The sequence below is a fragment of the Hymenobacter sp. 102 genome, assembly GCF_049949205.1.
In the GTDB taxonomy this organism is placed as follows: Bacteria; Bacteroidota; Bacteroidia; order Cytophagales; family Hymenobacteraceae; genus Hymenobacter.
The window spans coordinates 3,749,876-3,769,030 of sequence record NZ_CP188172.1; the positions used below are offsets into that span (position 1 = coordinate 3,749,876).

Annotated in this window: 18 protein-coding genes; 11 read left to right on the forward strand and 7 right to left on the reverse strand. The window is 59.3% G+C overall.

Annotated features, from left to right (window positions below; genetic code table 11):
- Window positions 1-34: 34 nt before the first annotated feature.
- A complete protein-coding gene (gene rsmG, locus ACN19L_RS16175) occupies window positions 35-655 on the forward strand; it encodes a 16S rRNA (guanine(527)-N(7))-methyltransferase RsmG (protein WP_426490507.1) in 621 nt (206 codons plus the stop codon).
- A 47-nt stretch (window positions 656-702) separates the two neighbouring features.
- Here rsmG and ACN19L_RS16180 read toward each other — a convergent pair whose 3' ends face one another.
- Window positions 703-1,689 (reverse strand): YheT family hydrolase, encoded by a 987-nt coding sequence (locus ACN19L_RS16180; protein ID WP_426490508.1) that lies wholly within the window; start codon window positions 1,687-1,689, stop codon window positions 703-705.
- A gap of 231 nt (window positions 1,690-1,920) precedes the next feature.
- On the opposite strand from ACN19L_RS16180, the gene rpsT reads away from it, so the two are divergent.
- Window positions 1,921-2,178 carry a 30S ribosomal protein S20 gene (gene rpsT, locus ACN19L_RS16185; RefSeq protein WP_044013973.1) on the forward strand — a complete coding sequence of 86 codons (258 nt, stop codon included), beginning with the start codon at window positions 1,921-1,923 and terminating at the stop codon, window positions 2,176-2,178.
- A gap of 212 nt (window positions 2,179-2,390) precedes the next feature.
- Here rpsT and pyk read toward each other — a convergent pair whose 3' ends face one another.
- Window positions 2,391-3,830: a pyruvate kinase gene (gene pyk, locus ACN19L_RS16190; protein WP_426490509.1), complete on the reverse strand. Its 1,440-nt coding sequence runs from the start codon at window positions 3,828-3,830 to the stop codon at window positions 2,391-2,393.
- Window positions 3,831-3,987: 157 nt separating this feature from the next.
- Window positions 3,988-4,416 carry an IPExxxVDY family protein gene (locus ACN19L_RS16195; RefSeq protein WP_426490510.1) on the reverse strand — a complete coding sequence of 143 codons (429 nt, stop codon included), beginning with the start codon at window positions 4,414-4,416 and terminating at the stop codon, window positions 3,988-3,990.
- Window positions 4,417-4,577: 161 nt separating this feature from the next.
- On the opposite strand from ACN19L_RS16195, the gene ACN19L_RS16200 reads away from it, so the two are divergent.
- The 7 genes from ACN19L_RS16200 to lgt all read left to right on the forward strand — a co-directional run bounded on the left by ACN19L_RS16200 (window position 4,578) and on the right by lgt (window position 11,497).
- On the forward strand, window positions 4,578-4,814 hold the full coding sequence (locus ACN19L_RS16200) for an acyl carrier protein (protein ID WP_019948606.1): 237 nt from the start codon (window positions 4,578-4,580) through the stop codon (window positions 4,812-4,814).
- A gap of 162 nt (window positions 4,815-4,976) precedes the next feature.
- Window positions 4,977-6,224 carry a beta-ketoacyl-ACP synthase II gene (fabF, locus tag ACN19L_RS16205; RefSeq protein WP_426490511.1) on the forward strand — a complete coding sequence of 416 codons (1,248 nt, stop codon included), beginning with the start codon at window positions 4,977-4,979 and terminating at the stop codon, window positions 6,222-6,224.
- A 122-nt stretch (window positions 6,225-6,346) separates the two neighbouring features.
- Window positions 6,347-7,096 (forward strand): ribonuclease III, encoded by a 750-nt coding sequence (gene rnc / locus ACN19L_RS16210; protein WP_426490512.1) that lies wholly within the window; start codon window positions 6,347-6,349, stop codon window positions 7,094-7,096.
- 159 nt (window positions 7,097-7,255) lie between these two features.
- Window positions 7,256-9,190 (forward strand): NAD(+) synthase, encoded by a 1,935-nt coding sequence (nadE, locus tag ACN19L_RS16215; RefSeq protein ID WP_426490513.1) that lies wholly within the window; start codon window positions 7,256-7,258, stop codon window positions 9,188-9,190.
- Between the two features lie 152 nt (window positions 9,191-9,342).
- Window positions 9,343-10,086, forward strand: a complete 744-nt coding sequence (locus ACN19L_RS16220; protein ID WP_426490514.1) for a DUF433 domain-containing protein — start codon at window positions 9,343-9,345, stop codon at window positions 10,084-10,086.
- Window positions 10,064-10,474 carry a hypothetical protein gene (locus ACN19L_RS16225; RefSeq protein WP_426490515.1) on the forward strand — a complete coding sequence of 137 codons (411 nt, stop codon included), beginning with the start codon at window positions 10,064-10,066 and terminating at the stop codon, window positions 10,472-10,474. Before ACN19L_RS16220 ends, ACN19L_RS16225 begins: the two co-directional genes overlap by 23 nt.
- 24 nt (window positions 10,475-10,498) lie before the next feature.
- Window positions 10,499-11,497 carry a prolipoprotein diacylglyceryl transferase gene (gene lgt / locus ACN19L_RS16230; RefSeq protein WP_426490516.1) on the forward strand — a complete coding sequence of 333 codons (999 nt, stop codon included), beginning with the start codon at window positions 10,499-10,501 and terminating at the stop codon, window positions 11,495-11,497.
- 191 nt (window positions 11,498-11,688) lie between these two features.
- Here lgt and fbaA read toward each other — a convergent pair whose 3' ends face one another.
- From fbaA to ACN19L_RS16250, 4 genes are all read right to left on the reverse strand, one after another.
- A complete protein-coding gene (gene fbaA / locus ACN19L_RS16235; RefSeq protein ID WP_426490517.1) occupies window positions 11,689-12,777 on the reverse strand; it encodes a class II fructose-bisphosphate aldolase in 1,089 nt (362 codons plus the stop codon).
- Between the two features lie 183 nt (window positions 12,778-12,960).
- Complete coding sequence (locus ACN19L_RS16240; RefSeq protein WP_426490518.1) at window positions 12,961-13,839, reverse strand: hypothetical protein; 879 nt, start codon at window positions 13,837-13,839, stop codon at window positions 12,961-12,963.
- A gap of 93 nt (window positions 13,840-13,932) precedes the next feature.
- The gene (locus ACN19L_RS16245; RefSeq protein WP_226271044.1) at window positions 13,933-14,961 is read right to left on the reverse strand and encodes a LacI family DNA-binding transcriptional regulator; all 1,029 of its coding nucleotides are present in this window, start codon (window positions 14,959-14,961) and stop codon (window positions 13,933-13,935) included.
- Window positions 14,962-15,076: 115 nt separating this feature from the next.
- Window positions 15,077-16,150, reverse strand: a complete 1,074-nt coding sequence (locus ACN19L_RS16250) for a glycoside hydrolase family 43 protein (protein WP_426490519.1) — start codon at window positions 16,148-16,150, stop codon at window positions 15,077-15,079.
- Between the two features lie 714 nt (window positions 16,151-16,864).
- Between ACN19L_RS16250 and ACN19L_RS16255 the strand changes: the two genes are divergently transcribed.
- Window positions 16,865-17,899: a glycoside hydrolase family 43 protein gene (locus ACN19L_RS16255; protein WP_426490520.1), complete on the forward strand. Its 1,035-nt coding sequence runs from the start codon at window positions 16,865-16,867 to the stop codon at window positions 17,897-17,899.
- A 77-nt stretch (window positions 17,900-17,976) separates the two neighbouring features.
- The gene (locus ACN19L_RS16260; RefSeq protein WP_426490521.1) at window positions 17,977-19,074 is read left to right on the forward strand and encodes a 1,4-beta-xylanase; all 1,098 of its coding nucleotides are present in this window, start codon (window positions 17,977-17,979) and stop codon (window positions 19,072-19,074) included.
- Window positions 19,075-19,155: the final 81 nt, after the last annotated feature.

The window sequence follows — 19,155 nt, forward strand, 5'->3', positions numbered from 1 at the left end:
CGCTTCGCGCCACTGTGTTTACCTTTGTGCCACGATGAACCTGATCAACCACTACTTCCCGCACCTCGCTGACCACCAGCGCCAGCAGTTTCAGCAGCTCGACACCGAGTTCCGGAGCTGGAATGAGCGCCTCAACCTAATAGCCCGCACCGATGTGGACAACCTAGAAGAGCGCCATTTTCTGCACTCCCTGGGCATTGCTAAAGTAGTGGAGTTTGTACCCGGCTCTTCGGTACTGGACGTGGGTACGGGTGGCGGCTTACCAGGCCTGCCACTGGCCATTCTGTTTCCGGAAGCGAAGTTTCATCTGGTGGATAGTATCGGTAAGAAAATTCACGCCGTGCAGGAAATGGCCCACTCCCTGCAGCTCACTAACCTTACCGCCGAGCAAATCCGCGCCGAGCAGCTGCGTCCCAAATACGATTACATCGTGAGCCGCGCCGTGGCCCGCCTGGCTACCTTCCACACCTGGATTGCCCACCGCTACAAGCCCCGCCACGAAGCCGCTGCCAACAGTGGCCTCTACTATCTCAAAGGCGGCGACCTGACCGAGGAAATCCAGGAATCCGGCCTGAAAGCCACCGTCGTTGATCTGCCCGACTTCTTCCAAGAGCCGTTTTTTGAAACGAAGAAGGTGGTGGTAGTGCCCGCGTAAATAGCTGTCATTGCTTCGTTGTGCCTCCTCACAATGACGGATGGCTTCTAGCTTGGAGTTTCTGCCGTCAGGAACTCCACGGCCCGCCGCTCCGAGTAGTACGGCCCGTCTGGAGCACCTTCCCCAAACCCCACGTGGCCGCCATCGGCGGGCGTTTCCAAGAACAGGTAGGGACTTTGGGCGGCTACCTCGCGGGGGAAGCAGGAGGGGGGCAGAAACGGGTCGTTCTGGGCGTTTACCAGCAGCGTGGGAATGCGGATACCGCTGAGGTAGCGGCCGGAGCTGGCGTGCTCGTAGTATTCATCGGCCGACTTGAAGCCGTGCATGGGGGCCGTAAACCGGTCGTCGAACTGCGGGAAGTCCTGTAGCTCGTCGAGGTTGGTAAGATCAACCTGGCCGGGGAGCAGGGCCGCTTTCTGGCGCATCTTTTCCCGCAGGGTTTTCATGAAGCGGTTCAGGTAGATGCGGTTTTCCAGCCGGGCAATGTGGTGGGAGCTGGATTTCAGGTCGGTGGGCACCGAAAACACAGCCGCCCGCTGCACCTGCTTGGGCACCCGTGCAGGGTTTTCGCCCAGGTATTTCAGCGTGACGTTGCCGCCGGCCGAAAACCCGGTCAGAAACACGTGGCGGTAGCGCGTGGTGCCTAAGGCATACCGAATCACAAAATCCAGGTCGTCGGTGTCGCCGAGGTGGTAGGATCGGAGCAGGCGGTTCATTTCGCCGCTGCAGCTGCGGTAGTTCCAGGCCAGGGCATCGAGGCCGGCGTGGTTGAGGGCCCGCACCATGCCGCGCACGTAGGGCCGGCCGGCGTCGCCCTCCAGCCCGTGCGACACGATACCGAGCGTATCGGTGGGCCGCCCGGCGGGTTGGCGCGACCAGTCCAAGTCCAGAAAGTCGCCATCCTCGGTTTCTACCCGCTCGCGCTGGTAGTGCACATCCGGCACGGAGCGCCACAGGCTGGGCACAATGGTTTGCAGGTGGCCGTTAAATAGGTAAAACGGCGCGTGGTAGGGAGAGTCAGGAACGAGTGGCATGGCGGCAGACGGCTGGGAGTGGTAGTCAGAAAATGCCCGGCGGTAGCATGGAATAAGGTACGCAAAAACCAGCGCGGAAGAACATCGGTTGCGAAAAAGGTAGGCATGCCGAACAGAACTCTCTACGGCCGGGCCGGCTTTCCGCCGGAGGTTTGTTATTTCCAACCAAAGCCTTACCTTTGCACTCCTCAATTGAACTGAATTCGAGCAGAAGACCTTTTTCATATCCACATGGCAAACCACAAGTCGGCCCTCAAGCGCATCCGTTCCAACGAAGCCAAGCGCGTACTGAACCGTTACCAGGCTAAATCTACCCGCACCGCCGTTAAGAAACTGCGTGCTACCACCGACGCTTCGGCCGCTCAGGAGCTGCTGAAGAAAGTATCGTCGATGCTGGACCGTCTGGCCAAAAAGAACATCATTCACAAGAACAAAGCCGCCAACAACAAGTCGAAGCTGGCTAAGTTCGTGAAGTCGCTGGCTGCCTAAGTAGTCAACCGGCTTTCTGCTCTTTTATACAGAAAGGCCCTGAGCGCAAGCTCGGGGCCTTTTGCCGTTGATATAACCACACAGTAAAGAGGCTGCCGGTACTGTGCCGGTCCGGCGGCGACAAGCCGTGAAACAAGGGAAGCCGTATGCAGCCACAAAAAAGCCCGCACAACAGCTGTTGCGCGGGCTTTTTGTTTCCGGTGGAGCAGTGCTTACGCCACGCTTACCTTCACCATGTTGGTTTTGCCCTTCTCATTGATGGGCATTGAGGCCGTGTTGATGAACACGTCACCCTTGTTGAGGTGGCCGGTAGTGGTGAGGGCGTATTTGATATCCGACACGGTGCTGTCGGTGCTCACCATCCGGTCGTAGTAGAAGCCGCGCACGCCCCAGATCAGGCTTAGCGTAGTCAGGAGGGCGCGGTTATCGGTGAAGATGAAGATGTTGGCTTTGGGCCGGTATTTGGCAATCTGGAAGGCCGTGTAGCCGCGGTGCGTCATGCCGGTAATGGCTTTGGCACCCGTGTTCTTGGCCAAATGGCAAGCGGCCGACAGTACGCTGTCCACCATAAACGTGGGCGACTCGGGGGTGATAGGCCACCAGCGGTGGTAGAGCGACTCGCGGCGGGTTTCCACGCTCATAATCGTGCCCACCATCGAGCGGATTACCTCGGCGGGGTAAGCGCCCACGGCGGTTTCGGCGGAGAGCATCACGGCGTCGGCACCGTCGAGCACGGCGTTGGCCACGTCGGAAGTTTCGGCGCGGGTGGGGCGGGGGGCCGAAATCATGCTCTCCATCATCTGGGTAGCCACAATTACCGGCTTGCCAGCCTTGTTGCACTTCTCCACAATCATTTTCTGGGCCATCGGCACCTCTTCCATCTTCACCTCCACGCCCAGGTCGCCACGGGCTACCATCACGGCATCGGTGAGGGCAATGATTTCGTCGAGGTTCTTCAGGCCTTCGGGGGTCTCAATTTTGGCAATTACACGGGCCGTTTTGCCGCTTTCAGCAATCAGGCCTTTAATAAAGCGGATATCCTCGGCCCGGCGGGCAAACGACAGCGCAATCCAGTCCACGTCATTCTCCAGACCAAACTTCAGGTCCTCAATGTCCTTCTCCGTCATCGACGGGGCCGAAACTTCGGAATCGGGTAGGTTGATGCCTTTGCGGGGCTTCACGAGGCCGCCGTAGATTACTTCCACGTCCACCTCTTTGTCCCGGTCGGTGGCCAGCACGCGCAGCTCAATCTTGCCGTCGTCGATGAGGATCATATCGCCAGGCTTCACGTCGCGGGCCAGACCCAGGTAAATCGTGCTCAGGCGGGTAGCCGTGCTGATTTCCTTCTCGCCACACACCAGCTTGATTTTGTCGCCGGGCTTGATTTCCACGCCGCCGCCTTCTACCTCGCCGAGACGAATCTTGGGACCCTGCAAATCCTGCAGCAGGCCCACGTGCGTGCGCATGTCCTTGTTGAGGCGGCGCACCGTGTTGATTACCGAGAGGTGGTCTTCGTGGCTACCGTGCGAGAAGTTCAGGCGAAATACATCCACCCCTTCGCGCATGAGCATGCCCAGCTTCTCGTAGGTATTGGACGCGGGGCCCACGGTGGCAATTATCTTGGTTTTATTAAAATGCGGATGAGCTTCCATTGAGGTGTTGTATGGTCAAAAAATTGTGGCGTTGGGGAGAGGCTTGCGTAGTGCTGAGCATAACAAAGGACCTTATCACGCGGAAACAACTGTAAAACAGCTCATTTCCGCGTGGTAAGGTCCTTTGTTATATGTGGTCTGGCAAACTATTCAAAGCTTAAAAGAGCAGATTTTCTTTGAATTTAAGATCATTTGGATCTACCTGACTGACCAATTGAACTTCGGGCAGGGCTGAAAGCTGCGCGAGCAGCTCTTCCGGTGAATGGCTTACCATGCCAGCGCTAACCTGTAACAGGTAGTCGTATTCCTTAATATCAGGTGCCAGAAAGGGTTTCTTCAGGGGCGAAGGATCCACGGAGCGGTTGCGCAGCAGGCGCAGCGTGTAGTGCTCCGTGGCGTGCAGGTAGTTGCTGATGACGAGGCGGCCTTTGGTGAGCAGGTCATAAATGAGGTCCTGCTGCTTCACCAGGCGCAGGTGCAGCGCCCGGTTGAGGACCCAGGCCAGCGTGTGTTCCCGGCTGGACGAAACGAGCCCGAACAGGTCGAAGTCACAGTCGTACTCCACATCCAGCGTAAGGGTTTTCATAAGCGGGGCAAAGGAAAGGAAACGCAAAAATAGGCACCGTAGTACCCCGGCGAAACACCCCCGGCCATAATCTTGCACCGGGAAGATTACCGGGAGGAAGTTTGACAATGTTAGCGAAGATGGTGTTATTTGTGCCGAGTTTTCCTTAAACCCCCACGGAAATGTCTGAAATTGCAGAAAAAGTAAAAGCCATCATCATCGATAAACTCGGCGTAGAGGCTTCGGAAGTAACGCCGGAGGCTTCGTTCACCAACGACTTGGGCGCTGACTCGCTCGACACCGTTGAGCTGATCATGGAATTCGAAAAAGAATTCAACGTGTCTATCCCGGACGATCAGGCTGAGAACATCGGCACCGTGGGCCAGGCTATCAGCTACCTCGAAGAGCACGCTAAATAGTTGTTAGTGCTTAGTTGGTAGTGCTTAGTGCCTGGTTAGCTCTGGTGCAGCCTGAGCGCTATCAACTAAGCACTAACTACTACAGCTGCTTACCGGCCGGCCTGCCGCCGGCCGTTTTGCTTTTCTAGTGATTTCCTTTCTTTCGCTTCTCTGAGCCAGCCTATGTCTCTTCGGAGAGTTGTCGTGACCGGCCTGGGTGCCATTACCCCGCTGGGAAACACCGCCCCCGCTTATTGGGAGGGCCTGCAAGCCGGCGTGAGTGGGGCCGCCCCCATCACCCGTTTCGATGCCAGCAAGTTCAAGACTCGCTTCGCCTGCGAAGTGAAGAACTACAATCCGGATGCCTACTTCCCCACCAAGGAGGGCCGGAAAATGGACATTTTCACCCAGTTTGCCCTGATTGCCGCCGATGAGGCCATCAAGGATGCCAACCTGGAGGGAGTGGATAAAGACCGGGTAGGCGTTATCTGGGGTTCCGGTATCGGAGGCCTGACCTCCCTGCAGGCTGAGTGCATTGCCTTCGCCAATGGCGACGGCACGCCCCGCTTCAACCCGTTCTTCATTCCGAAGATGATTGCCGACAGCGCGTCGGGCAATATCTCCATCCGCCACAAATTCCGGGGTCCGAACTTCGTGACCACCTCGGCCTGCGCATCTTCCTCTGACTCCATCATCTCGGCCTTCAACTACATCCGCCTGAACATGGCCGATGTGGTCGTAACCGGGGGCTCGGAGGCGGCCATCACCGAATCGGGGGTGGGCGGCTTCAACGCCCTGAAGGCCATGAGCGAGCGGAACGATGCCCCCGAGCTGGCTTCCCGCCCCTACGATAAGGAGCGCGACGGCTTTGTGCTGGGTGAAGGCGCGGCCTCGCTGATTCTGGAGGAATACGAGCACGCCAAGGCCCGCGGCGCGAAAATCTACGCCGAGCTGATTGGCGGCGGGATGTCGGCCGATGCCTACCACATTACGGCCCCCGACCCCGAGGGCAACGGCGTAGTGCTGGTAATGCAGAATGCGTTGCGCGACGCTGGTATTTCGCCCGCCGATGTGGACTACATCAACACCCACGGCACCAGCACCCCGCTGGGCGATGGGGCCGAGGTGAAGGCCATTCAGAAGGTGTTCGGCGAGCACGCCTACAACCTGAACATCAGCTCCACCAAGAGCATGACGGGCCACCTGCTGGGCGGCGCGGGAGCCATTGAAGCCGTGGCCTGCATTCTGGCCATGCAGCACAACGTGGTGCCGCCCACCATCAACCACTTTACCGACGACCCGGAGCTGGACCCCAAGCTGAACTTCACGTTCAACAAGGCCCAGGCCCGCGAGGTGAATGTGGCCATGAGCAACACCTTCGGATTCGGCGGCCACAACACGTCCGTCATCTTCCGCAAAATCGAGTCGTAATGTGGAAAATGTGATTGAATGTGTGAAATGTGAAAAAGAGGGCTGATTCGCTGCTGCGTTCAGTCCGGTAAGTACATTTCGCACATTCAACACACTCAACCACATTTCTCACATTAACTACGATGCCAAAGCCCGGTCAGCCCCTGCCGCTATTCGGTTTTTTCCGCCGACTGCTGGGCCGTGACCGGGCTTTTCGGCAGGCTATTGCTACCCTCACGGGCCACACGCCCGACAACGTGCGCTTGTACCAGCTGGCCTTCACGCACTCCTCAGTGGTGCGCCAACAGGGCGAGCAAGCCCGCCACCAAAGCAATGAGCGGCTGGAGTTTCTCGGCGACGCGGTGCTGGGCACGGTGGTGGCCGAATACCTGTTCCGCAAATTCCCCTACGAGCAGGAGGGCTTCCTGACGGAGATGCGCAGCCGCATTGTGAACCGGGAAAGCCTCAACGGTATTGCCCTTAAAATCGGGCTCGACAAACTGGTGCAGCTGGATGCCGCCCAGGGCCGCGCTGCCCGCTCCCGCTCCGTGAACGGCAACGCTTTGGAGGCGCTGGTAGGGGCCGTGTATCTCGACCAGGGCTACAAAACGGCCCGCAAGTTTGTGCTCAGCCGCCTCATCAAGCCCTACGTGGACGTGAAGGCCATGACCCAGACGACCACCAACTTCAAGAGCAAGCTGATTGAGTGGGCCCAGCGCAACGGCAAAAATCTGCGCTACGACCTCACCGGCGAAGCCCGCCCCGGCGGCGTGATGGAGTTTTCGGCCACCGTAGTGGTGGATGAAAGCCCGGTGGCCGTAGGAATGGGGCTAAGTAAGAAGCAGGCCGAGCAATTGGCCGCCGAACGGGCTCTGGAGACGTTAGGAGTGTAAGAACACTGCGCCCTCTGCGAAACCACCGCGTCCTCTGCGGGCTACGTCGTTGGTACGAGGTGAGCCCGCAGAGGACGCAGTGGTTTCGCAGAGGGCGCAGTGGCAACCCAATCCGGGGAAATGGAGTTGTTTTGCAGAACGAACCTTTCCCCCGAACCCATGCGAATAGCCGGCGCCGCCCTCAACCAGATACCCTTCGACTGGACCCACAACCTGCGCACCATTCAGGAGGCCATTACCCAGGCCAAAGCAGCCGGAGTGGAACTGCTGTGCCTGCCGGAGTTGTGCCTGACCGGCTACGGCTGCGAGGACCTGTTTCTGAGCGACTGGCTGCCGGAGTCGGCGCTGGCGCACTTGCAGCAGATACGGCCCTGGACCGAGGGCATCTGCGTGGTGGTGGGGCTGCCGGTGCGGCTGAGCCACCGCACTTACAACACGGCCGCCGTGCTGCGCGACGGGCAGATTCTAGGCTTCGCGGCCAAGCAGTTTCTGGCCAATGATGGCGTGCATTATGAGCCCCGCTTTTTCCACCCTTGGCCGGCCGGCGAAACCACCACGGTGCAGTGGGAAGGGGAGGAGTGGACTTTGGGCGACCTGATTTTCGAGCACCAGGGCGTGAAGTTCGGGTTTGAAATCTGCGAGGATGCGTGGCGGCCTGATGACGTGCGGCCCGCCTGCCGCCTCGTGGGCCGGGTGGATCTGATTGTGAATCCCTCGGCCTCGCACTTCGCCATGAGTAAGACCGACGTGCGCTACCACTTGGTTACGGAGGCCTCGCGCAACTTCCGCTGCACCTACCTCTACGCCAACCTGCTGGGCAACGAGGCCGGCCGCATGATCTACGACGGCGAAATTCTGGTGGCCCGCAACGGCCATCTGCTGCTGCGCAACCAGCTCATGAGCTTCAAGGAAGTGGATATGGAGTGCGTGGACGTGGATTTCAGCCAGCCCCTGGAGCCGGCCGCCAACATCGTGCCCCTGCCCACGCCCGATGAGTACCGGGAGTTGAATCAGGCTCTGAGTCTGGCGCTGTTCGACTACCTGCGCAAGGCCCGCAGCCGGGGCTTCGTGCTCAGCCTCAGCGGCGGGGCCGACTCGGTGATGTGCGCCGTGGCCGTGGCCGAGCTGGTGCGCCTGGGTACTGCCGAGCTGGGTACCGCCGAGTTCATGCGCCGGGCCGGCTGCTTCACGGCCGAAGAAATCGAGCGGCTGGCCGGCCCCGTGGCCCCCGTACCCGACCATAATGCCCCTGGACCCCGGGATGCCTCGGCGTCGGAAGCAGACGAACAACAAAAAACCATCAACAAAAAACTAACCAACCGCCTGCTCACCTGCGCCTACCAGGGCACCGTCAACTCCTCCGACGACACGTTCAACTCGGCCAAGGAGCTGGCCGATTCCATTGGGGCCGTGTTTTACGACTGGACCATTGACGAGGAAGTGACCGGCTACGTGGGCAAGATTGAGCACGCCCTGGGCCGCGAGCTGACCTGGCAGACCGACGACCTGGCCCTGCAGAACATTCAGGCCCGGGTGCGGGCTCCCGGTATCTGGCTGCTGGCCAACGTGCAGAACTGCCTGCTGATGACGACCTCCAACCGCTCGGAGGCCAGTGTGGGCTACTGCACCATGGACGGCGACACGGCCGGCTCTATCTCGCCCATTGCGGGTGTGGACAAGGCCTTCGTGAAGCAGTGGCTGCGCTGGGCCGAGACGGAGCTGAACTACTCGGCCCTACACCACGTGAATGCTTTGCAGCCCACCGCCGAGCTGCGCCCCCTCGCAGACAAGCAGACCGACGAGCGGGACCTGATGCCCTATCCGCTGCTCAACCGCATTGAGCGGCTGGCCTTCTACGACCGACTCAGCCCCCGGCAGGTGCTGGCCACGCTGGTGCAGGAAGACGCTGCGGCGGACAAGGAGCAGCTCAAAACCTACGTCAAGCGCTTCTACTCACTCTGGAGCCGCAACCAGTGGAAGCGCGAGCGGTACGCCCCCGCCTTCCACCTCGACGACTACAACGTGGACCCGCGTTCCTGGCTGCGCTTCCCCATCCTGAGCGGCGGCTTCACCCAGGAGCTGAACGCGCTGTAAGCGTTGCCCTTTCTGTGATAGTACCTGTCATTCCGAGCGAAGCGAGGAATCGGGAGTTTGGGTCAGGTTGCTGCAACCGATTCGCCCAGATTCCTCGCTTTGCTCGGAATGACAGGCAGGATAGGCCGCGTGAGCGGGGATAGGTACCGGTTATGCCGCAAACCCTGTACTTTCGTAGCTCAACTCTGAACAGCAACGTGGCGGCAAGCAGTCTGACTCAACTATACCAGGAACGCCAGGCCTACCGGCTGCCGGTGTACTCGGCGCGGCAGGTGGCCCACCTGACGGGGCTGGCGGCTACCACCGTGCAAGCCTGGACGCGCGCCGACGATGCCCTGGTGCAGCCGGCCAGCGCCGAGGGACTGTCGTTTCTGAATTTGGTGGAGGTGCACGTGCTGGCCGCCATCCGGCACCAGCACGGTATTTCCTTGCAGCGGGTGCGCCACGCGGTGCAGTTTGTGCGCCAGGAGCTGCAGGCCGAGCACCCGCTGGCCCAGCACCAGTTTGAAACCGACGGCGTGGATTTGTTTGTGCGGGCCCTGGAAGATGAAAACCTGCTCATCAACGCCTCCCGCCGGGGCCAGATGACCATCCGCCAGCTGGTGGAAGCCTACCTGCGCCGCATTGAGCGGGCACCCGACGGATTTCCGCTGCGCCTGTTTCCGGTGTACGGCACCGGGTCAGGCTTCGCGCCGGAAGGTCTGCCCACCCTCATTGCCGTCGACCCCACCATTGCCTTCGGCCGGCCCGTGCTCACCGAAAACTACGTGCCCGTGGACGTGGTGGTGGGCCTGTACCGCGCCGGTGATTCGGTGCGCGCCATTGCCGAGGAATTCGGCCTGACTACCCGCGCCGTGGAAGAAGCAATTCGTTATGAGCTTGGAGCCGCAGCCTGATCCTCTGTTTTTTCTCGACCGCACCGTGGCCACGCCGCGGGTGCAGGCCGCCCTGCGCGAGCAGCAGACGGCCTTCGTGAGCCACGCCGACCTGTTCCGCCCCGAAACGCCCGATACCGAGTGGCTGCCGGCCGTTACGGCCCGGGGCCTGTGCGTGCTCACCCAAGAGCGGCGCATCCGCTACAACCCGCTGGAGCAGCAGGCCCTGTTGGCCAGTGGGGCGGGCACGTTCATCATCGTGGCCAAAGGCCTTACCAGCGCCGAGCTGGCGGCCTGCGTAGTGCGGGCACTGCCGGGCCTGCGCCGGTTTGCCAGCCGCACGCCCCGGCCGTTTCTGGCCAAAGTGTACGTGGATGGCAGCGTGCAGCGGCTGTCTTCTCCTTCCTAACCTGACCTTTTACTTTTCCTGCGTATGAGTCTGCTAAGTGCCATTCTTTGGAGTCCAAACCCTATTCTGGCCGAAATCGGGCCACTCACGCTGCGCTGGTACGGGCTGCTGTTCATGTCGGGCTTCGTGGTGGGTACCTTCATTCTGGGCCACGTGTACAAGTCCGAGAAGGTGTCGCCGCGCTGGGTCGATGTCATCACCATTTACGTGCTGCTGGGCACGGTACTGGGCGCGCGCCTGGGCCACGTGTTTTTCTACGACTGGGCCCAGTACAAGAACGACCTGCTGAGCATCTTCAAGATCTGGGAGGGCGGCTTGGCCTCGCACGGGGCTACCATCGGCATCATCCTGGCCGTGTGGCTGTTCAGCCGCAACAACAAGTTTGATGTGCTCTGGACCCTCGACCGGATTGTGCTGGTAGTGGCCGTGGGCGGCGCGCTCATCCGCATCGGCAACCTGATGAACTCCGAAATTGTGGGCCAGCCCACCACCGCGCCCTGGGCCTTCGTATTCCCCCGTGATACCGAGCACCTGCAGGAGCCGCGCCCCGACCAGCCCGTGCCGGCCGGCTCGGTAGCCGTGCAGCGCGTGCGCCAGCCCGATGGCAAGGTGGCCTACGAAACCCAGCCCGTAACGGGCAGCGTGGCCCCCGGCACCGAGGTAGCCGTGCCGCGCCACCCCACCCAGATCTACGAGTCGTTGTTCTGCGTGTTCCTGTTCGTGGTGCTGTACTCGATGTGGAACCGCACCAAGGAGCACACGCCCCGCGGGCAGCTGTTCGGGCTGTTTGTGGTGCTGCTGTTCACGTTCCGGATTACGGTGGAGTTCTTTAAGGAAGACCAGGTGGCCTTTGAGCAGGGCATGACCCTGAACATGGGCCAGTGGCTGAGCATCCCGCTGGTATTCATCGGCCTTTACGTGCTGTTCACGGCCCGTAACCGTCCCGGCCGCCCCCAGGATGCCCCCCGCGACCTGCACGAGCAGGAAGCGCGCGAAGCCGCGCTGGCCGCTGCCAAGCGGTAGTTTCAACGTATACACCGCGTATCATTCCGAGCGGAGCGAGGAATCTGGGGGAATCAGGTAAGGCTACTTACGCCGAAATTCAGATTCCTCGCTTCACTCGGGATGACAATCACGCAAAACGGCCCCGTGCTCAACCAGAGCACGGGGCCGTTTTGTGTTAGGGCGCAAGCTATAAAACCCGCGCAACCAACCTAGAAGCGGCGGTTTACGGCGTTAAGGTCCTCAAAAGCCGACTTGAGACGGGTAATGAAGGTTTCCTCGCCTTTACGCAGCCATACGCGGGGGTCGTAGTACTTCTTGTTGGGCGAGTCCTCGCCGGTGGGGTTACCAATCTGGCTCTGCAGGAAGCCTTCGTTTTTCTGGTAGTACCCGCGGATACCATCCCAGAACGCCCACTGCAGGTCGGTGTCAATGTTCATTTTGATGGCGCCGTAGCTGATAGCCTCGCGGATTTCCTCCTGCGACGAGCCCGAGCCGCCGTGGAACACGAAGTTGATGGGGCGCTCAGCTTCCAGCGCGTATTTCTCCTTCACGAAATCCTGGGAGTTTTTCAGGATAACGGGCTGCAGCTTCACGTTGCCGGGCTTGTACACGCCGTGCACGTTGCCGAAGGCGGCGGCAATGGTGAAGCGGGGGCTCACCTTGCTCAGCTCCTCGTAGGCGTAGGCCACTTCCGAGGGCTGGGTGTAGAGCTTGCTGGAATCCACGTCGGAGTTGTCCACGCCGTCTTCCTCGCCGCCGGTTACGCCCAGCTCAATTTCCAGCGTCATGCCGATTTTGGCCATGCGCGCCAGGTACTCTTTGCAGATGTCGATGTTCTCCTCGATGGGCTCCTCCGAGAGGTCGAGCATGTGGGAGGAGTACAGCGGCTGGCCGTGCTCGGCGTAGAATTTTTCGCCGGCTTCCAGCAGGCCGTCAATCCAGGGCAGCAGCTTTTTGGCGGCGTGGTCGGTGTGCAGAATTACGGGTACGCCATAGGCTTTAGCCATCAGGTGCACGTGCTGGGCACCCGAAATGCCGCCGGCAATGCTGGCCTGCTGCTTATCGTTGGCGAGGCCTTTGCCGGCGAAGAACTGGGCACCCCCGTTCGAGAACTGAATAATAACCGGCGAGTTCAGGTCGCGGGCGGCCTCCAGCACGGCATTTACCGTGTCGGTACCGGTTACGTTCACGGCGGGCAGCGCGTAACCATTGGCTTTGGCATGTTCGAAAAGCTGCTGCACTTCGTCGCCGTGCAGCACGCCGGCGCGCAGGCCGGTGAGAGTGGTTTGTTCAGCCATTTGCTGGAAGATGGTGGCGCAGGTCGGGGAAAGGCCGCACCGGGTTTTGGAATCGTAGGTCAAACATACTCAAAAGAAAAAGGTCCTGCCACATGCAAAAGCGGGCCCTTAGCGAATTTTCGCTAAGGGCCCGCCTGACGCTTCCATACGGCTTGCCTAACCGGCTTTTCAGCGGCTCGTCAATCAGAATGAATACGTATACAATGCGCCCTGCTCGTTGCTGATATAGAGCGTATTATTATCGGTGAAAACGGCCCCTTCCGTCTGGCCGGCCCCTTTCAAAGAAACCTGCCGGGGCGTGGCCTTGAGGATGTCTTCAAAGCTGTTGCCTTCCAGCACAAACATTTCCTGGCGGGCCAGCAGTACCAGGCGGCGGCCGTCGGGGCTGAGGGCGGCATCGGTTACCTGCCCGGGAATGGCGAGGCGGGTAACTTGCTGGGCAGTGTAGTTGCCGGGCTGGTCGGGCACGGCGTACACCTTGCTGGTTTGCTCCTGGGCGCGGTCCTTGCTGAACAGATACACTTTACCCGCGTGCCAGAGGGTGGCCTCGCAGTCGAAATTTCGCTCTTCCTTAGCGGGGGGGAAATCCTGCTGGTCAGGGTATTTCAGGTGAATTTCCTGGACCTGCTGCACATTGCTGGGGTTCAGGCGGTAAATCACTAGATCCTGCCGGTCATTGTTGTTATTGCCTACGTCGCCAATGTACACGTGGCCGTTAGTGTCGCGGGTAATGCTTTCCCAGTCGTGGCTTTTCACCGGAATATCCAGCTGGGCCAGGGTTTTGCCGGTGGTGCTGATTTTGTACAGAATAGGCTGAGTGCCGTCGTCGCCGTGGGTGAAGAAGGAGCCGGCCTCGCCGGTCAGGGCCAGGCCCGAGCTTTCGGGTACGCCGCTCATGCGGCCCACCTGCGTGAGCCCCGCAATATCGGCGGCTTTGTTGCCCTTTTTGCCTTTCTTCTTGCCCGACTTTTCCTGCTTGCCTTCCGGGTTTTTAGTTTGAGCCTCGGAGCAGCCGCTGAGTAAAGTGCCGGCTAAGGCGGCGGCAAAAAATAAGGTGCGCATGATGTAGCTGGTTATATGAAAAAGCCGTTGCGGGCTGCAACGGCAATTCAGGCTATACGCAAAGCGGGCCGCCAGGGTACATTGAGTGCGCCGCTAGCGAGCAGGAGGCAAGGAGGATTCCCGGATTAGCAACTCTGGCTGCAGCAGAATTCGGCGGGGGGAAAACGGGGTGGATGCCTGCTCACGCATTTCCAGAAATAAGCGCACTGCCGACTGACCCATCAATTCGCAACGCTGGTCGACGGTGGTAAGCATAGGTTCAGTGAAGGACGTAAACAGCTCGTTGCTGAAACCCGATAACGCCATTTGCTGCGGCACACGCAGCGCCCGGCGCTTCAGTTCCTGCAGCGCCCCCACCGCCGAGAAGTCACTGGCGGAAAACACGGCGTCGGGTGGGTTGGGGAGCTGGAGCAACTGCTGCATGCCCGCTACACCATCGTCCAGGGTCATGTCGGAGTGCAGAATCAACTCCGGCTCGATGGGTAGGCCACACTCCCGGAGGGCATCGAGGTAGCCCTGCTGGCGGTCCTTGTAAATATTAAGATGCTGGGGGCCGCCGAAATGGGCAATGCGGCGGCAGCCCTGGGCAATGAGGTGCTTGGTTGATTGGTAGCCCCCGGCCCGGTCGTCGAGCACCACGGCATTCACGTCCAGCCCGTCCAGAATCCGGTCAAAAAATACCAGCGGAATTTCCTGCTTGCGCACCTTCTCAAAATGCCGAAAGTCGCGGGTAGTGCGGGAAAGAGACACCAGAATACCTTCTACCTGTGCACTGAGCAGCGTTTCAATATTCTTCCGCTCGTGTACTACATCCTCGTTCGATTGGCAGATGAGCACATTGAAGCCCGCCTTGGTAGCTACCGTTTCAATGCCCTTGACAACCAGCGTAAAAAAGTGGCCGTCAATGTGGGGAACCATCACGCCCAGCAGATTACTACGGCCTTTGCGCAAGCCCGCAGCCATGTGGTTGGGCTGATAGTGCAGCTCCTGCGCCAGCTTCCACACCCGTTTTTTGGTGGTGTCACTGATGCTGGGGTGGTCGGACAGTGCCCGGGATACCGTAGAAACCGATATGCCCAACTGCGCGGCTAAATCGGTGATGGATGCTTTTGTGCGCGCCAAGCTATTCTGACTTTGAGAAGATTATCCTGAAAACTGAACAGGCAATATCCAAAAACCCTGCGCAAGAACTTGCACTGGTTGCGCAATTTCTTGCGCAGGGTTTGCGCAGACCCGCTTACGCTGGCAGGGGCTGTGGGGTATAGGAAGGGCCCTGGCAGCGGGGACCTTCCTTGGTCCACAGCAACTTATCAATGCAGAGTTGACGTTCCTTCATGCCTTCGTCCCAAGCATGGTACACCAAGTACTCGTGCTTGCCATCGGGGCTCATAACGTGCGAATGATGCCCGGGCCCGCGTACGTGCCCGGGCACAGCGGCCAGCACCCGGGGACCTTTGCCGCCGCCGGCCTCAGAGTAGGGGCCCATAATGCTGTCGGCTACGCAATAATCCACGCCATAACGCGGCGTAAGAAAGTTGGCGCCGCTGTAAAAGCAGTAATATTTACCGCCGTGCTTGCGCACAAAAGGTCCTTCCAGAGTGTGCCATTCCGGAAACGTCTGGCCGCCATACAGCGGCATGGTGCGGTCTTTCTCGAATACCGTCCAGTCGTGGCGGGCGCGCATTACGGTGCGGCTTTGCCCTGCCAGGCGGGTCATATCGAGCAGCTTATCCACTACCAAGCCAGTACCGGGACGGTAGCCGTTATCAGTGTCAATAAAGTCACGGGCGTAAAAGAGGTACCACTGGCCGTCGGTGTCCCGGAATGGGTGGGCATCAATGGTAAATTTGCTGCCGGGTACATCCAACACCGCCACTTGCGTGTAAGGGCCCTGAGGTGTTTGGCTGGCTGCCACGTGCAGGCGGTGCCCCACTGTGGCGGCAATGGCGCCTCCGCCCATGGAGTAATACATGTAGAAAGTCCCATTGTGGTAAACTACCTCCGGGGCCCAGAAATCAGCCCCCTCTGCGCCAGCCGGGGGGGTAAGGGCTCCACCAGCCGGTTTCCAATCTACCATGTTGGCAGAGGTGAGCAGGGTGAAAATGCGTCCGTCGGGGGTGCGGCCTTGCCCAGTAGTTCCGAAGGCATAGTAGCGGCCCTGGTGCTTAAGTACGAATGGGTCGGGGAATTGCCCGGCGTACACGGGATTCGTGTACGTGCGGGCGGCACGAGCCAAAGCAGTGTGCATGAGAGTCAGGGAAGCAAGGCCGGCGGAAGCCTGCTGCAGAAAGGAGCGGCGGGAGTGAGGCATTGTAATGAGTAGTGAAGAGTAAAGAAGGCGGATTGCGGAGGCCTTGGGTAAGGGGCAGCTGAACCAGGAAAACGTAAAGGCGTCCACGTTTCTGACCACCCAATGGCCGCAGAGGTACCCGTGTAAACCAGACTCATAGCTGCAGAAGAGCCGCTATTGCCTAGCAGCTACAGCTGGGCTGGCACTGGCAGGATGGACCAGTAACCCTGGCCTGAACCAATGATGAGTGTGCCGGCCTTTTGATAACCTGCTTTCCCGGCTGAAGGTGCAGCAGCAGATGAGTGAGTACTTCATCAGCAAGCGGTGGTAAGATGAGAAGAAATAAACAAACGTTTGCATAAATTAGGCAAAACGTTTTAGCTTGCAGAGCTTTACTAAGCCAGTGGCTGCAACTTGGCATCGGCGCACTGCCAGCTACGCCATCCGTGTGGTAGCGGCATACGCACGGGTTTAGGTGTGCACTATGTCAATTGGAGCTGCTGTGGCCAGCTATATGCGTGGTGACACAAGCCTTTTTAACTACCTGAGCATAGACAGGGGGCGATTTACCCGTGGATGAAGGTACGGGCTTACAGCCCAGCTGCACGGCAACAAGTTTTGCAAACGTTTGCAGAAATGTAGCTGCAAGTCCTTCCCTATGCTAGTAGCTTAAGCGGAGGCACAGGCGTAGAAATACTCAAACAGATTGTGTTCAACAGATACCAGTTTCTCCTAATGAACGGGCGGTTCTTGTTGCGGATGGTGTACCTGGTCTGGGCCTATGGCTTTGCCTCTTTTTCCTCACTGGAGGCTCAACCACGTGCACAGGCCACTTTTCAGAACCCGTTGCGCAACGATGGACCAGACCCTTGGGTAACCCGGCACGGAGGTTACTACTATTACACCAACACTACAGGCAGAAACCTGACACTCTGGAAAACCAGTGCCCTGAGCGACGTACGGAATGCGCCTGCCGCCGTGGTGTGGACGCCCCCGGCCAGTGGACCTAATTCCGCCGAACTATGGGCACCCGAACTGCACCGGTTGGATGGAAAATGGTACCTCTACTATACCGCCACCGATAAGGCCAGTCCCGGCGACAATACGCGCTACGTATTTGTGCTGGAAAATTCTGCCGCCGACCCGACAACTGGTACCTGGACCGATAAAGGCCGCATGAATACCAAGTACACTGGCCTTGATGGTTCCGTGTTTGAGCACGATGGGAAGCGGTATTTTCTATACTCGGCGTACGTAGGGGCCCAGAGTGTGCTGGCCATTGCGCCTCTATTGAACCCCTGGACATTGCAGGCTAATAAAGAAGTGATTATTGCCCGGCCTACGTTAAAGTGGGAGCAAGGCGGTGGCCGCCAGATTCTGGAAGGACCGGAATTTCTGCTGGGCCGCAGGGGGCAGTTGCTGGTGGTGTACTCGGCCAGTGCCTGCTGGGATGATAACTATTGCCTCGGAATGCTCACGGCCCCCAAAGGCGCCGACCCCTTACAGGCCCAATCTTGGACCAAAATGCCTACGCCCGTATTCAAGCCTTCGGCCCAAAATGGCGTGTGGGGTACCGGGCACAACTGCTTTACCACCTCCCCAGATGGCCGGGAAAACTGGCTGGTGTACCATGCCAAACCAGCCGCTGACGGCAAGTGCGCGGGCCGTAGCGCCCGTATGCAGCGGTTTGGCTGGAAGCCCGATGGCACACCCGACTTCGGCGTGCCGGTATCCTTGAGTCAGCCCCAGCCTAAACCCTCAGGCGAGTAATCCTGCCCGCTGCTAACAAACGCCCTTCTCACCTCACCTCACCTCACCTCACCTCACCTTTCCTTCCTTTCTGTTCTATGAAAAAACTGCTCTTTGCCTTGGTGCTGTTGGCTGCAACTACCACCGGTACACTTGCTCAAAAAACCAAAATCAAAACCAAGGGCGCGGCGGCATCCGCTGTCCAGGGGCAGCGCTGGACGGTAGAACAGGCCAACACATGGTACAAGCAGCACCGCTGGATGTCGGGGGCCAACTTCACGCCCAGCACGGCCATCAACCAGCTGGAAATGTGGCAGGCGGATACCTTCGACCCCGCTACTATCGACAAAGAGCTGGGGTGGGCTGAGGCAATTGGGTTTAATACCATGCGCGTATTCCTGCACAGCCTGGCCTGGCAGCAAGACCCCCAGGGCTTCAAAAAACGAGTAGGCGAGTACCTGACTATTGCTGATAAGCACCACATTCAAACGATGCTGGTGTTTTTTGATGACTGCTGGGACGAAACACCCAAACCCGGTAAGCAGCCGGCTCCTAAGCCCGGCATTCATAACTCGGGCTGGGTACAGGACCCCGGCGACCCTACTTCCCGCGACTCCGCCAGCTTTGTAAAGCTGAAACCCTACGTGCAGGACGTGCTGCGCAGCTTCGCTACTGATAAGCGCATTCTGCTGTGGGACCTGTATAATGAGCCCGGTAACAAGGGGGAGGGCAATGCCTCGTTGCCCCTGCTACGCAATGTATTTGCCTGGGCACGGGAGGTAAATCCCAGCCAGCCGCTCAGCGCGGGGCTTTGGAACTGGGGGTTGGTGGAGCTGAATACATTTCAGGCAATGAACTCCGATATCGTCACCTACCACAACTACGACGACGTACCCACGCATGAACGGGTAATTGAACTGCTCAAAACGCACAACCGGCCCCTCATCTGCACGGAGTACATGGCCCGGCCGCGCAACTCGCGCTTCGTCAACATCATGCCTTTGCTAAAGAAGTACAACATTGGAGCTATCAATTGGGGCCTGGTAGACGGCAAAACCAATACCAAATACCAATGGGATGTGCCTATTCAGGATGGTGGCGAGCCGGGCGAGTGGTTTCATGAGGTGTTCCGGAAAGACGGCACGGCCTACCACCAGGATGAGGCCGACTTCATTCGCAAAATGAACGGAAAATAGCGCTGCTGCCAGATGGCTCCACACTTGAACACTAGAGCTACTGCTTCCCCCTTCCGGCCAGTGCCCACACTGCAGGGCGCG